The organism is Adlercreutzia sp. ZJ138 (genome assembly GCF_011038935.1).
GTDB lineage: Bacteria > Actinomycetota > Coriobacteriia > Coriobacteriales > Eggerthellaceae > ZJ141.
In genome coordinates this window covers 62,707-77,220 of record NZ_JAAKEA010000001.1, presented here as the reverse complement: position 1 = coordinate 77,220, position 14,514 = coordinate 62,707, and the positions used below count along the sequence as shown (strand labels likewise).

Annotated in this window: 12 protein-coding genes and 1 tRNA gene; 4 read left to right on the top strand and 9 right to left on the bottom strand. The window is 54.8% G+C overall.

Annotated elements, in window-relative coordinates:
* Positions 1 to 139: 139 nt before the first annotated feature.
* The 3 genes from G7Y43_RS00370 to G7Y43_RS00360 form a co-directional block, all read right to left on the bottom strand.
* Entirely contained in the window at positions 140 to 802 is a 663-nt protein-coding gene (locus tag G7Y43_RS00370; RefSeq protein ID WP_165042906.1) for a DNA-3-methyladenine glycosylase, read from the bottom strand.
* Positions 803 to 1,041: 239 nt separating this feature from the next.
* Positions 1,042 to 2,166: an aldo/keto reductase gene (locus G7Y43_RS00365; protein WP_165042904.1), complete on the bottom strand. Its 1,125-nt coding sequence runs from the start codon at positions 2,164 to 2,166 to the stop codon at positions 1,042 to 1,044.
* 164 nt (positions 2,167 to 2,330) lie between these two features.
* The gene (locus tag G7Y43_RS00360; RefSeq protein WP_165042903.1) at positions 2,331 to 3,209 is read right to left on the bottom strand and encodes a LysR family transcriptional regulator; all 879 of its coding nucleotides are present in this window, start codon (positions 3,207 to 3,209) and stop codon (positions 2,331 to 2,333) included.
* 151 nt (positions 3,210 to 3,360) lie between these two features.
* Here G7Y43_RS00360 and G7Y43_RS00355 point away from each other — a divergent pair, with 151 nt between their 5' ends.
* Positions 3,361 to 3,939 carry a sugar O-acetyltransferase gene (locus tag G7Y43_RS00355; RefSeq protein ID WP_165042901.1) on the top strand — a complete coding sequence of 193 codons (579 nt, stop codon included), beginning with the start codon at positions 3,361 to 3,363 and terminating at the stop codon, positions 3,937 to 3,939.
* Positions 3,940 to 3,962: 23 nt separating this feature from the next.
* Positions 3,963 to 4,091 (top strand): hypothetical protein, encoded by a 129-nt coding sequence (locus G7Y43_RS10705; RefSeq protein WP_255464250.1) that lies wholly within the window; start codon positions 3,963 to 3,965, stop codon positions 4,089 to 4,091.
* 298 nt (positions 4,092 to 4,389) lie between these two features.
* On the opposite strand, the gene G7Y43_RS00345 is transcribed toward G7Y43_RS10705, so the two are convergent.
* Positions 4,390 to 4,465: transfer RNA gene (locus tag G7Y43_RS00345), tRNA-Gly, on the bottom strand.
* Positions 4,466 to 4,896: 431 nt separating this feature from the next.
* Complete coding sequence (locus G7Y43_RS00340) at positions 4,897 to 5,205, bottom strand: TfoX/Sxy family protein (protein WP_165042899.1); 309 nt, start codon at positions 5,203 to 5,205, stop codon at positions 4,897 to 4,899.
* Between the two features lie 472 nt (positions 5,206 to 5,677).
* Here G7Y43_RS00340 and G7Y43_RS00335 point away from each other — a divergent pair, with 472 nt between their 5' ends.
* Complete coding sequence (locus G7Y43_RS00335; RefSeq protein ID WP_206215057.1) at positions 5,678 to 6,211, top strand: abortive infection family protein; 534 nt, start codon at positions 5,678 to 5,680, stop codon at positions 6,209 to 6,211.
* Between the two features lie 53 nt (positions 6,212 to 6,264).
* Here G7Y43_RS00335 and G7Y43_RS00330 read toward each other — a convergent pair whose 3' ends face one another.
* Complete coding sequence (locus tag G7Y43_RS00330) at positions 6,265 to 7,413, bottom strand: YhcG family protein (RefSeq protein ID WP_165042897.1); 1,149 nt, start codon at positions 7,411 to 7,413, stop codon at positions 6,265 to 6,267.
* 217 nt (positions 7,414 to 7,630) lie between these two features.
* Positions 7,631 to 7,909: a hypothetical protein gene (locus G7Y43_RS00325; RefSeq protein ID WP_165042895.1), complete on the bottom strand. Its 279-nt coding sequence runs from the start codon at positions 7,907 to 7,909 to the stop codon at positions 7,631 to 7,633.
* Positions 7,910 to 8,386: 477 nt separating this feature from the next.
* On the opposite strand from G7Y43_RS00325, the gene G7Y43_RS00320 reads away from it, so the two are divergent.
* A complete protein-coding gene (locus tag G7Y43_RS00320; RefSeq protein WP_165042894.1) occupies positions 8,387 to 9,679 on the top strand; it encodes a tyrosine-type recombinase/integrase in 1,293 nt (430 codons plus the stop codon).
* A gap of 240 nt (positions 9,680 to 9,919) precedes the next feature.
* Here G7Y43_RS00320 and G7Y43_RS00315 read toward each other — a convergent pair whose 3' ends face one another.
* Both G7Y43_RS00315 and G7Y43_RS00310 read right to left on the bottom strand, forming a co-directional pair.
* The gene (locus G7Y43_RS00315; protein WP_165042892.1) at positions 9,920 to 11,731 is read right to left on the bottom strand and encodes a hypothetical protein; all 1,812 of its coding nucleotides are present in this window, start codon (positions 11,729 to 11,731) and stop codon (positions 9,920 to 9,922) included.
* A gap of 124 nt (positions 11,732 to 11,855) precedes the next feature.
* Entirely contained in the window at positions 11,856 to 14,393 is a 2,538-nt protein-coding gene (locus tag G7Y43_RS00310) for an AAA family ATPase (protein WP_165042890.1), read from the bottom strand.
* Between the last annotated feature and the right edge of the window lie 121 nt (positions 14,394 to 14,514).

Genomic DNA, 14,514 nt, shown 5'->3' with positions numbered 1-14,514 from the left:
CTGTTTTCATATACGCTCGGTTGCAACCACAACGGATGGTAAACCCTTACGTAACGTGATACGCAAGCCTGTTCGCATAACGGAAGAGCGAGAAAAAAGATGACTACAGCGCTTTTCCCCTTTGCCGCTTCCCAATCGCTTAGTGCTTCTGAGGGTAGTCGTGGTTGTATCCAGGAACATCCATGTGTGATATCTGCCAGAAGTACAGGCTTGCAACGGTGCAATAGGGGGTAAAACGTTGGCGATACTTCTCGAACAATTCCCTACTTACGACCCTATGATGATACACCATGCGGATTCCGCGATGTATACCAACATCGTCGAAGGCAAATACGTTCATCCTGTTCATGCTGAAGATCAGGATCATCTCTGCGGTCCATCTTCCAACACCCTTTAGCGATGTGAGTGTCTTGATAGCCGCTTCGTCATCCATGCCCTCCAGCGCGCCTATGTCGAACTCGCCCGACAGAACCGCATCGGCAACGGACTTGATGTATCCCGCCTTGCGAAACGTCATACCGCAACCCTGAAGGTCGTCGATGCTCAGGGAGCTAACGGCTTCGGGTGTTATGGGGTCGCCAGTTTTTTCTGTAAGACGACCAAGAACGGTTTTGAGCGCCGACGTCGAAATCTGCTGGCCGACGATGCTCTTCACAACCGAAGTGAACACGTCTCCGTCCATGGGACGGCGAATGCTGCCAACAGCCTTGATAGCACGTGCCAGCTTTTTGTCCTTTGACATAAGGTATTCGATTGCTTCGTCATCGTATCGGAAGAAGCCAGGCTCGTTGCAGCTGTACATCACGTGCCTTTCGCTCGGGTCATCTACCAATTGTGCCATTAGGCGTGACCTAATGTTGCCTAATGTCGCCCAATCTCACCCAAAATAGGCACTATCACTACAACAAAATCTAACTACATAAGGGCCGTATCCGCTGGTCATTAGCGAATATAGCCCCTTACAACTGTCAAACTTGAATGAACACTGATTGATTGAACAACAAAGCCACAGCACGTGGCCTTGTTGTTCAGCCTTATAAGTTATTCGTACAGCGCAACGGCGCGCTCGAGCTGGTTTATGATGTCGATTTGCTGGGGACACATGGCCTCGCACTTGCCACATTTGATGCAGGCACTCGCTGTACCCTCGGCTGCTTGCCAGCTGTACAGGTCCTTAACGAAATCGTGATCACCCGTCATAGCCTCGAGGTTCAATAGCTCCATGATCTGGGGAATCTGGACATGCGACGGACAACCCTTCATGCAGTAATTGCATGCGGTGCAGGGAACGCCCGCAAGTGAACGCAACACACCAATCGCTTCGTTCAAAGCCGTCTCTTCAGCAGACGTAAACGGCACGTTTGCCGTGTAGCTCGCGACGTTTTCCCTCATCTGCTCAACCGTAGACATGCCCGAAAGCACGGCCAGCACGTTCGGCAAATTCCAGCAGAATCGGTAGGCCCACTCCGCTTGCGAGGCGCTCGGGTTACAAGCAGTCAGAACATCAGCGGCGGCCTGAGGCAACTTGCACAGCCGCCCACCACGTGCGGGTTCCATAATGATGACGGGCTTGTCGTGACGCGCGGCCACCTCCATGAGTCGGCGTGCTTCGTTGTGTGGGTCATTCCAATCCAGATAGTTCACCTGCAACTGCACGAAGTCCATTTCCGGATGCGCCGCGAGCAGCTTTTCTAAACATGCAGCGTCGTCATGCATGGAAAAGCCAACAAAACGAATTTTGCCTGCCGCTTTCTGCTCTTGCGCCCATTCCCACATGCCATATTCGTCGAACTTCGCGGTGCGCTTGCCACCAACGTTGTGCAGCAAATAGTAATCAACGTAGTCGGTGCCCATACGTTCGAGAGACACGTCCAGGCAATTCTTCGCCGATTCTGCGTCGGGCATTGCCCACGCGAGGCACTTGGTAGCAAGCGTGAACGATTCGCGCGGATAGCGCGCAACAAGCGCTTCTCCGATTGCAGTTTCAGACGCACCGTCATGGTAAACGAACGCAGTGTCGAAATAGGTGTTGCCTGCTTCCATGAAAACGTCCACCATCTGCTTGAACTGCTCAATGTTGATGCTTGTTTGATCGCCTTCGTCAAGCAGCGGTAACCTCATGCAGCCAAAGCCCATCTTTGATTCGGGAATAATCTGATTGCCCATGAACCGCCCTTTCTCGCTTTCTCGTTCAACAGTAGACTATCGTTCACCGTGTCGGAAGTAAAATACTCATGCGGCATACCAACCTATGCTTATGTGATATGAAAAGGGTAACCCATACCTACTACATTGTGTCCGGAAGAGTTGAGTTTTCAACCTTACACGAGCTACACAAGCGAGGTCACCCCATCTAGAAATGCCTTCGTTGCGCGAGATAGGCGCTGCTCGCGCTTCCACACCAGAAACAAGTCGGCTTCAAGACGCGGGACAAGAGGACGAAACGCCAGCCCACTTCCTGCGGTCGCATCCACAATACCTCCTAAGACGATTGCATACCCAAAGCCTTCCCGGGTGAATCGAGAAACATTGTAGGCTAGGTCGTAGGTCGCGACGATATCAAGCTTGTCCCTTTCCGAACCGAACCATGACATGAGATCGCTTCCCATGGCAGCACGGTACGGAAGAAGCAGTGGCCGCCCGACCAAATCCGTGCGATCAATACGCTCTTTGCAGGCGAGATCGTCATCTTCCCTCATCAACACGCCCCAGGTGTCTTTGGCGGGAATGCGCAGAAAGTTGAACTTCCCGCTATCAACGCTCGACACGACAAGAAGACCTAAGTCAGCAGCATTGTTCTCCAATTTTTCCAGAACGAAATCGCCGTCTCCACTGAGCAGGCGATACGTAACGGAAGGATGCACACGATGAATCCGCTCAGCGGCACGCGCGAGAAACGAAACTGCATCTGTCTCGCCGCATGCGATGCGCACCTCGCCCGTAACAGCCTCCGAGCCAGTAGCCATATCACAACGTATGGACTCCACGAGGTCCACCACCTCCTGAGCTCGCTCGCGAAATACGCGCCCGTCTTCGGTAAGCGCGACACGCTTGCCACTACGATCGAACAGCGCAACTCCCAACTCGGTCTCGAGCTCGATCATCTGGCGTGAGAGTGGAGGCTGGGTCATATGGAGCGATTCGGCTGCCTTCGTGATGCTCCCCTCGCGGGCGACAGCTAAGAAGTATTGCATCGTGCGTATATCCATACAGGGCTCCTTGGAATCCGATAGGCTGGAATCCCAACTGCATGTAGTATATCAACTCAGTATGGGAGTTTATATAAAATGCAACATTGATATATGTAAGCCCTCCGACTAATCTGTTCGGAACAACAGTTACACAAAAGGAGGCTAAAACGTGGAGCGTACCGAATACCTGAAGCGCCTTCTAGCAGGTGAGACGGTAGAAGCCGGCAGCGAGATGCATCTCATGATGCACGATATGAGTCAAGACGCTATCCGCATCTGCATGGACATCAACGGCACCTACCATGCACCCGGCGAGCTCGCGGCACTCATGTCGGAGTTAACCGGCAGGCCCGTTCCTGAGGGCTTCGCCCTGTTCCCGCCGTTCAACGCAGACTGCGGCAAGAATATCTTCCTCGGGAAAAACGTGTTTATCAACAGCGGCTGCAAGTTCCAGGACCAGGGCGGCATCTACCTGGGCGACGGCTGCCTCATAGGACACAACGTCGTACTGGCCACACTCAACCACCATCTGGATCCCGCGCAGCGCGGCAGCATGGTACCCAAGTCCATAAGGTTGGGCAGCGACGTTTGGGTAGGGTCGGGAGCCATTATCTTGCCCGGCATCACCATCGGAGACGGCGCGGTCGTTGCTGCAGGCACGGTAGTCACGAAAGATGTGGCAGCGCGCACCGTCGTTGCAGGTAACCCGGCGCGAGTTATCAAGCAGATCAAACAAGGTGAACAATAACAGAGCATCAGGAGGAATACGAGATGTCCGAAAAGATGCATGGAGCGACCAGGAACAGCTGGATGAGCCACGTGGCCTTCGAGGCAAGCGGCACGAACATGAGCAACGAATGGTGCGAGCCCGTAAGCGACGAGGACTACCTCACGCTTTAGCTTGTACGCGCTGGTACGCCGGTACGCGCTGGTACGCGCTCGTGATAATTTGCTGAAATGATCGACGAAACGAAGGAGCTCAGAGTATAATGCCTTCTACTGCGGGCGTCGCCAAGTGGTAAGGCCCAAGCTTCCCAATCCATTTTGGGACATATCTGACCATTACCATTTGGCTCTTGACCTGCGATTTTTATATCTGGGTGGTACTCCATAATTCTCGGAATATCACACCAAAATCCACCAAACAAATCCACCAAAATGAAGAGGTCTCCAACATGGAGACCTCACGCAAATTCTCTGGAGCGGGCGACGGGACTCGAACCCGCGAAATGAAGGCTTGGGAAGCCTTTGCCTTACCACTTGGCCACGCCCGCATGACGCAAAAGTCTAGCACAGTTGCGGCAATAGCGCCTGTCTCCAGCCGCCAAATTCCACAAGCGTACACGCAGAATCCAGAGAAGGAAGATCAGCGTTTCGCGAACGCGGTTCATGCTTACACAACTGAAAGGAGATCATCGTGGCTACCGATAGACAATGGGCAAAAGTGCTCGAAGAGTACGAACTCGCGTACTTCCGTGCCGGTCTGGCGCTCAGCTCGCCACAGTCGTACAGCATAGAAGTAAAGGTGGTGATCTGCGAGCAGATGACGACAAGCGCCGCAGCGGTCGATGCGGCAATGAAGGCGGATTTCGAAGCTCTGCCCGAGTTGGCCCAGAAGCGCCTCATGGAAATGCTCTGCGCATCCGGCGTTGGGAGCCGGTCTTCGAAGGCTCGGGCGTTTTGTAGTATGCGAGCCCGCGTAAGCTTACTTACGGCGCTTCTTGGGTTCGGGCAGCTCTGGCAGCATCTCTGCCACGAGAGTTGCAATAGCGGCCGCATCCTCCGTGTCCATCAGCAGCATGGGCGACGCGCCCTCGTACGGCATCTCATACGACGACAGGACGGCGCGAGCCGCCCCCGTGTTCTTCACCAGGAACCGGTCGTCATACACGCCGCCGAACAGCTTCCCGGACGCGTAGAGCAGATATTCGCCCATCATCTTGCGCGTGGAGACCTCCGGAACATCGGCCAGCAGGTCGAGGACGTATTTCAGGTACTCGGGGCTCGACGCCATGCGATCACCCTTCCTCCAGTCATGCGCTCTCTGGCGTTTTCATTTCCCGTAGTGTACTCCATCTCTGGAATGGCATTGGTTCTGACGGTGTCATAGCGACGAACCTTCTTTGTCTTGTGTGGCGTAAACTGAGCGGCAGTGGCCGGTGTCAGGAGGTTCGTTTGATTGGCGATATCGAAAAGGGAAAGTTTCTGAAGCTGTTTAACCGAGGTGGGTACGTTCTCGACTTCAGCACGAACGGCTTCGACGTGTTCACCATGGCAAGCGTAGGCGTCCCACTTTGCCAGCGTTACCAAGCATCTAAGGGCCAATCCCTCACTCCTTTTTATACGATGCTTCTGATACACAGGCGTTCAAGCTTCTCTCCGAGCTGCTCGAGTATTACGAGGAAAACTACCGTCCAGAGTTCGATGACACCGAAGCACCACCCTATTCGTCGGGCAGGTACGACCGCTCCAACAAGGGAACGTATTTGAGATCTCGCGAGATCATAGACCGCGAGAAGGCCCACTCAACGCCGTTTGCCGAGACTGCCGAGTACCTGAAGGGCAAGTTCTCGAGCGAGTACCTCGACAAGCAGATCGACCTACTGTCAAGAATGCGAACCGAGAATCCGACGGAAGCGATCGGGAAGTCCAAGGAGCTCATCGAGAGCTGCTGCAAGACCATCCTCGAAGAGCAGGGCGTGACCGTTGAGAAGAGTTGGGACGTGTCCCGTCTGATCTCGGAGACGGAAAAGCTGCTGCATGTTTCGGCGAAGCAGGTCGACGAGAACGCTCCTACGTCAAAGCACGTGAAAAAGCTACTGGGAAGCCTCCACGGCGTGGCGGTTGGCGTTGCCGAGTTCCGCAACGAGTTCGGAAGCGGGCACGGGAAGAGCGCCAGCTTCCGTGCCGCCCCCGTTCGCCATGCGAAGCTCGCGGTCGGATGCAGCCTCACGCTCTGCGAGTACCTTTGGGAAACCTACGAATGGAGGATCGAGACCGGCGCTCTCAGCCGTGGATAAATCGTCCGATCTGTTCGTCCAGGAACGCGAAGTATTCCGCATCCAGGTTGAGGCTACGCATCCTCTTCACCGCTCATGAGCGCCTTGCGCTCGTTGGCCTCGATGGCCATGCGCACCTGCTCGGCAAGTTCCTCCTCGTCGGGCATGACGGTTACGTACGTCGAGGCGAAGATCCTGTTCTCCAAGCCACCCAGAGCGTAATGCGCATCTATGTTCCTCTTGTCCGTGCACAAGATGATGCCGATGGGCGGGTTGTCGAACTCGTCGTTGACTTCCTCGGCGTAGTAGTTCAAGTAGGCGTTTATCTGGCCGACGGCGGAAGCCATGAGCTTCGATGTCTTGAGCTCGATCAGGACGTAGCTCCGAAGCAGCTTGTTGTAGAAGACCATGTCGACGTAATGGTGCACGTTGCCCAAAGTCACGCGTTGCTGAGTGCCGACGAACCAGAAGCCACGCCCGAGCTCGCGCATGAACTTCTCAATTTGCGCCACGAGAGCGGCTTCCAGGTCGCTTTCCATAGGAGGCTCGTCTTCGGGAAGGTCGAGGAATTCGAGGACGTAGGGCTCGCGGATTATATCCGCTGGGTCGCGCGGGACGACGCCCTCGTTTGCCAGCGCCATGACGTGTTCTCTTCTCGCCTCATCCTTCGCCTTCAGCAGGCGCTCGAACAGCATGCTGTCCATCTGGCGGCGCATCTCGCGCACGCTCCAACCTGAGTTGGCCGCCTCATGTTCGTAGAAGCTGCGCCTTTGCGAATCGCCAACGCCCATGAGCTCGCAATAGTGGGTCCAGGTCAATTTTCCAGTCACTGACTGGAAAATCTGGTGCTCGTTGTAGAACTGCCTCATGTTGTACAGGTTGGTCATGGAGTAGCCGCGTCCGAGCTCCCTCGTCAGCCGCTTCGATAGCTGCTTGATTGTCTGGTCGCCGTATTCCGCGCGGTCCTTGCCCTTCAGCTCGTAAACGACGATCATGCGACCGTTGAGCCAGTAGGAGAGAAGCTGCGTGCGGTTCGTCTCGTTCGCCACGTGCCTTTTAGCCGCCTGGTCGACCTTCTTGATGCCCGCCACGAGGTCTTCGAACGTCTCCGGCTCTATGCTCTCGCGTTCTATGGTCGCAAGCGCTATGTCGTCACCTGAGATTTTCCAATCACTGACTGGAAAATCTTGGAGGTAGCTATTATCTGGTGTTTCGTTCGTCATTCTTCCTCCCGCCAAAACTCGCACCGCTGGCGCTAGAAGTCCGTATCCGCTAATGATAGCTCATAGCGTTATGCCCTGCCGCAGCCATCCCACATCCGCTGGCGTGTCGGCGATGGCTAATCCAGGACCGATTGAATGCTTCTTGCGAAATATGCCAGACAGAGTCTGGCGAATTGACGGCACTCAACTCTACGCCTTTTGGATGTTGAAGTTGAAGCTATGCGCCTAGTTTGCTCGCCCGTTCCTCGGCCACGTCAAGCGCCTCGCCGTACCACTTCTGCCGGAACTCGGCTACGCTCATCGTCACGCCCACCTCGGCCAGATCCTGCTTCTTCTCCTGGAACGTGTCTGTGATGATCGAGTCGTCGAACATCACTTTCAGATCTCCTTCAAGGGGAAGGTTGACGCCGAAGCCGCGTGCAATGTGGAGAAGGGCCCGCGCGATGCTGGTGATGGACTGTTCCAGAACATGCTCGTGCCTGGCGATGTTGCGCATCAAGGAACACCCGCATCTTGCTGATGTCCACCTCCGTGATCATGGCGTCGAAGGCAACGTCCACCGCCTGTATCGCGTCGATGGCGTCTGCGAATATGCTCTGCCCGTAAGGCGACATGTCCACCCTCGTGTTCTCCACGGCGGGCTTGACGATGGCGAAAGTGGGGAAAGGGCATCCGGTGTCGTACTCCGCGCACACGCCATCAGGCTCGATCTTCCTACCGTCCTCGTCGAAGCAAACCGTCACGATCCTATACGTGGGGAAAGCCTTGAAAGCCACCGCATTCCTGGCTTCGATTTTTGAGGATGAAGAAGGGGAAGGAGAAGGCGACGGAGAGGCCATAACCCCTTTTCCAGATGGTGAAGAAACTCCCGCGTCTCCATGTGAAGCCGTTGCGGCCGTTCCGTCTTCGTCAGCCCCGTATAGCGAAGAGCTCCCGCGCGAACTTCGTCCCGCATCCGCCGTTTGCTTCGCATATGGCGAAGATAAGCCATGTGAAGGCGAAGGTTGGGAAGGTGCCGCCCCATCACGCGCCTCGCAGGGCGTCGTCCATCATTGCGTACCTCACTGTGGACGTGACGGCATCAAGGGAGAAGACCTTCGCTGACGTATGCGACTCCTGGGAGGAGTCGACGCGTAACTCGGGCAAGGTAACCGAAGGCGCTATGAACGGCTACATCACCAACCTCGGGCACATGCGTGGGAAGATTGGCGACAAGCCCCTCACGGTCATCACCAGCCAGCAGGTCGAAGCGGCGCTCGCCGAGGTGCGCGAGGAACGCGGCATCGGCGGTACCACCATGCACAAAATATACGCTATCACCAAGCGCGTGTTCGCCTACGCGGTGCGCAACGACTGGCTTGTGCGCAACCCCTGCGACAAGATAGACGCGCCGCAGATAGACGAAGTCGTCAATCGCCGCTCGCTCACTGCCGAGGAGTGCGCCGTGCTGCGTGCTCGCATCGATGCCGCGGAAGACGAGGCGCTCGCCGAATTCGAGGAGAAGGAGGATAGGGCCTTCAAGTACGGCACCAAGTTTGGGCGCAAGATTGTCCGAGGCCTGTCCGGTCTCTCGTGTCTTGTGGCGCTACGTCTTGAGCTCGCTACGGGAATGCGCCGCTCGGAGGTCCTGGGGCTCACATGGTCGGCCATCAATTTCAATACCGGGCAGGTAACCGTACGCCAGAAGCTCGTCTACGAGAAGAGACGAGGCTCAAAGGAGGCCGGCAAACTCGTCATTGACAAGCCCAAGACCAAGACGAGCGTTCGCACGCTGTTCGTCGATGCAGACACCCTGGCCCATCTTTCTCGCTGGAAGCGGTTCCAGGGAAAGGCCCTCCACCTCGTCATGCCGGATGGCACGGCGGTTACGCAGACCGAGGAAACTCCCGTGTGCGTGGGCGACAAGGGCGACTGGCTGAGTCCGCAGGGCATCCTCCGCTGGTGGGAAGGCTACGAGCAGCGCGGCTACACAAAAGGCGGTTCCGACGGCACGTACCGCCGTGTGGGCTTCCGTGACCAGATAGGCTTCCCGGGGCTTTGCATGCACGAGCTCAGGCACACGCAGGCCACCCAGCTTCTGGGGCAGCGCGTTGATCTCAAGACTGTGCAAGCCAGCTTGGGTCACGCCAAGGCGTCCTACACGCTCGACCTCTACGCGCATGCGATTCCAGCCAACGACCGCGATGCCGCCAACATCATGGGCGCGCTCACCTCGATGCCCGTGAAATCCACCGCAGACGTGGTAAGATTCGAAAAAACAGCTTAGCAGCACAGAAATCCACCAGCAAATCCACCAGAGGAAAGGGCATATGCTTTATAATCGCACAACAGAGCGTTTTACCAGGGGCTTTATGGAACTGGTGACAGGGTTCGAACGCGAAGCCGCTAGCTTCCCAAGCTTGTATTCGCGGGTTCGAGTCCCGTCGCCCGCTCCAGAGCGCACGTGCGAACGCCGTCACGACCGACGGCGTTCGTTGTTGTTATAAGCGCTTTTCATAGGACGCTCTTATTTCGTCGAACGCTCTTTCGAAGCGTCAATACCCATATGTGCAAACAAACTCAAAACATCAACGCCAGGACGCACCGGCATAATACCGCTCGCATAAGCTCTTCTCTCTTGCGTAAGCCATGGCAACGTGTCTAGGTCGATGTAGCAATCCTGTTCGCCCCTCAAACCGGAAAGAAGCCAAAGGCCGCGCGGCAACCGCCCCGTCTCTCCATCGACAACTTCCTTAAGGTATTTTCCGACGCACGTCTCCCAGCGGGATTTATTCTCCCCCGCATAAACGCGAGTCAACGATTCGGCCTTGCTGTACTTGGCATCAAGGATAAAGGTGCTGTTCCTAACGCCATCATCAATCTTTACCACAAAATCGGGCGTTACGGGGTTTGCCCCATCTCGCGTCTTGTGAAGCGAGCAGCTATTGAACTCACGAGCATCGGGGTAAATTGCCGGCTCGTACCAAATGCGAACCACCACGTCACCCCGCTCAAGCACGAACACATTCGCCACAGGAGACGGGTTCGCCGGGTACTTGGGCGTCGGATCATATGTTCCTGCGTAAATGGCCCGCTCGCCCTCCTTTGGCACAAAGCCGCATTTCTCCAAAGCGTTCAGCAAGCGATACAACACGTATATCTCGTAGAGCCTGTCCGCACGCACCACCTCAATAGCAAGCCCATCTGAGAAATAAGGGAACTCACCGAAGGAAAGAAACCGATCAACGGCAGAAAAAATACCCGAATACGCATGAATCTCCCTAAACGTTTGAGTCCGTTGCAAGGGAGCCTGCACTATATTTATGCTGGTCACATTAGGAAGGATGGAAGAAAGAGTTCGTTTTATACGCAAAGCCCTACCACGCAGTCTCTTCGCCCGCTCCACCCGAACGAGTCTGTTGTCTCTCAAGATACGCAACGCGATCCCAGAGAAAGAGCGGCTTGTATCCTTGTCTTCTGTCACTACGCCAAGCGGAGAAAAAAGCTTGCTATCGCGGCTAACTCTGCCAGCAAAATCGGTCAACTGACATATTGCCAGCGAAAGAAATGCGAACACAACCTGATTCTCGTACACATCGAAGCTGCGCTTTGCCTGTGCAGCCGAAAGATTCCTCGGCGCATATTTCCTGCTGCCGCAGACAAGAGCCCGCTCCCCTAAAACAGCTGGCCGTAGCGCTTGCGGGTTTCGCGCCAACCAACGTGCCTCTCGAGCGCCGAAACGGCGCGCGTCTTTTGCCGAGATAATCTTCTCCGTCGGAACAATCTTGCTTGCAGCGTGAACGTGCAATGAAGGAACTGCTCTCTCGATCGCATCAAGGGCATTCTCTATCGCCACGAGATACGTATCAATCGACCTTCCAACACCACGCTTGAAACCGCCCTCAACAACGGAATAGCGACCATGTGCTCCGCAGCTTCCATCCGAAAGAAGCCATCGCAACACAACGTCGCTTGAAGGGTCGCCGAGCAAAACTGTTAGCATCTGCTCAATATCCCTGGCGTTTATTTCCTGACTGCATTCGCACGTGATGTCTTTGCTTCGAAAAACATCGGTTTCGATTCCCCACTCATCCAGAAAAGACACTCGCAGGCAAACATATCCGTATGCCAAAGCGAAAAGGCGCAACCTCGTGTCGTGATCTTCCGATTTAAGCTGAAACCCCTCGTAGACCTCGTTTCCCACGATGGTCTGCAACAGGGCACCACCCTCCCGATGGAAATCAAACGCTTCGTCGTTCACCTCAATGCGGAAACGACGTGCCGCAACCTGGCATCCCTTCGGAAAAAGAAGCACTATTTCGTATTGCCCATCTTGCACAACGGTACCTTTTTGAAGGTGAAGCCTTCCGTCTTCCCCGTATCCGTGGAACAAGGGCATGTCAACCTGGCCTGAACTACCCTTCAAGCGAACTACGAACCGCGAAAGCGCGAGCGACGCTCCTTTAGCAGAAGAATTGGTAGAATCCATCGTCATTGCCCTGGTCAAGCATGTGGGTAACCAATCTGCATGTCTTCGGTAAGGTTTTCTCGGACGCCTTTTTCAGATCCTCAAGCAACTTGCGAGTGACCTCACCCATTCCGTTTATCGAAGGCAGAACACGTTGCGCTACAGCATAATCGACAACCCTTGCCTCTCCTTTCGTCTTCAGAGCCCTCATCAAGGGTGTAGCCGTTGAAACGTAGCGTGCGATAGCCTGCTGGCACCTCCACGAAACAGGAGCCCGATGCTCGGCACAAATGGAGAAAATACGTTCGAGCAGCTCTCGCTGGGACGGCTCGATTCTGTTGCCCGTCGGGCCAAAGGCGGCCATTAGACACCCGTAGCTGTATGCCTTTTCCGCTCCAAAGCCAGACCCCTGTCTCATAGCCTCGCCGAAACTCGGAGCAACAGGCTCGGTTGCACCGGTATCGATAACCCACGCGCGATTGAGAAAGCGCGGAGAAAGTGCTTCAGTCGTATGATCGAAGTTAACTGTCGCAATCCATTTTACGGAAGTGGGCACAAGCAGACTTTCCCCGCCTTGCATGTTGAGAGCGGTCGGCTTAACTAGTGCGTCATCCGAATTCGCGATGAACGGCGACCAGTAGTTTTCCATCGTTGAAAGGTTCGCCTCATCGAGCAGAATCAGATACGGAGGCAAGGATTGCTCATCTGTGGTGCGACATTCACCATCAAGAAGCACAACGTCATCCATCACCGCTTGATCGGTCGCCTGAAACGCACCGGTCAGGGGATTGTAGTAGCCAATGTAATCGCGGTGACTCGTCCAACCCTGTTCGACATTGATGCGCGTGAAGCGACGCGAGCCATCCTGCCGAAGTCCCATCGCCCCGGCGACAGCTTCAGCAAGCGAGGTCTTTCCCGTACCAGGCAATCCAGAAAGAACCGTGATATTGCCGCTCATGATGCACACCATGAGGTTTGCCACATCCTCGCTCGCAACTTCACGGCACGCACCTGTATCAAGAGAGGAAACAATGTTCTGAACAATTTGCTCAGGTGCAAGGGCTTCCTCATCCTCACGTATTCTGGAAACAGCAGGGCTTGTTCTCGCCGACGTTCTTGCCTTGCCGCACATGCCTCCAGCTGACGTGAACCCGCCTGATACCAAACGCCCTTCGAGCACGTTTTCCAACAGAGAACGCGCATCCCTGTCATACTTTGCAAGCACAGAAGCAGCCGTTTCTTCAAGCAGCGCGGCATCTTCCTGTAAACGCTGTTTTGATACAGCGATCGTTTCCAACTCCCCACGCTCTTCCGAAATCTTTTGCTCTATCTCGTTGAGCTCCTCCTGCGCACCTCCCAATGCCTCTTCACGAATACGCTGAGCATCGGCAAGCGCAGCCTGAGCTTCTTTCTTAGCAGTTTCGGCCTGGCGCTTATGTTCCTCCGCTTCGGCGCGATAGCCTGCCATCTCTTGTTCGATTTGTTCGGCGATTTCTTCCCTATCTACCAGGAGCTCTTTCACTGAAGGCCAGTACTCTTCTGAGGTAGCCAGCTCCATCAGGTAATCAGACATTTCAGGCGCAGAAAGTGCCGAGGTTAGAACCTCTGTGTATTCAAGTGCTTTGTCAGGCTTCGTCAAAAGCGCTTTCAGACGCTCCTTCCTACCCTCTGTCAGAGAAAAACCAGCGTCTGCCGAACTGCTCTCGCCGATCGCTTTGATGGTCGCGCTGATTTCGGCCGGACTCAACGTGAGTTCCGCCTGTTTACGCATAATATTTCGCAGACCCTCAAGCAAATCAGCATCGCTCATCCAGTCGATAGCCGCGCTTGCCCGCTTCGATAGTGCGTTGAACGCGCTGATCTTGATGAACGATTTTGTTTCGCCGTACAAGGCAGTCGAGCAACGAAGCGTAACAACGTCACCTCGCTCCGTTTCGGCTGCGAAGATGTTCTGCTGGTAATCATCCGTCGCCGTCAGCGCAATACTCCCCTCCCCTGAAAAGCTATATGCGAAGGGGCCGTAGTGGAGAAGCCTTGTCCCTTCAATTTGCTCGACAGCAACAAGATCAGTGATGGGCGATTCTGTGGTTTCAGTTTCGAGAGTTTTCCTGAATGGGCGAGTAAAGTCGGCTTCGTCGACAGCTTCAACTATCTGAATGAGGTTTCGACCAAGCTTATGGTCTTCGAAGGCGGTAAGCTCTATTTCGCCGCCAATGTAGTCAGGATTGAGCTTCGCAAAATACCGATCTTCGCGATCCTCTTCTTTGTTCACGATATCGCGTTCGTTTATTCTCGCGATAACAACCTCGCCATACATGCTACGAATCTTTCCGGCATCGTATTTTCCATTGATGCTCGCACATATGCATCCGCGAGTCGGAAAAAGGCCCGGATCGAGCGACAGTAGTTCGTCCCCTGATAAAACGTACTGCGGATAAACAAAGCATACTTTTGTCATCTCGGATGGCGGATAGCTAACCCAAGAGAGCAAATCTTTGCCGATGATATCCTCGAGCTTTTCGTAGTCGGCCATAAGGCCCCCTTCAATTCGTGAGATACCGCTTTGAGGATGATATCACGTGATGGCCGCTTGATGAGTGTTTCATATTTCGACCCCCGATGACACAAACCTATCAAAACAAACCGCCAACACA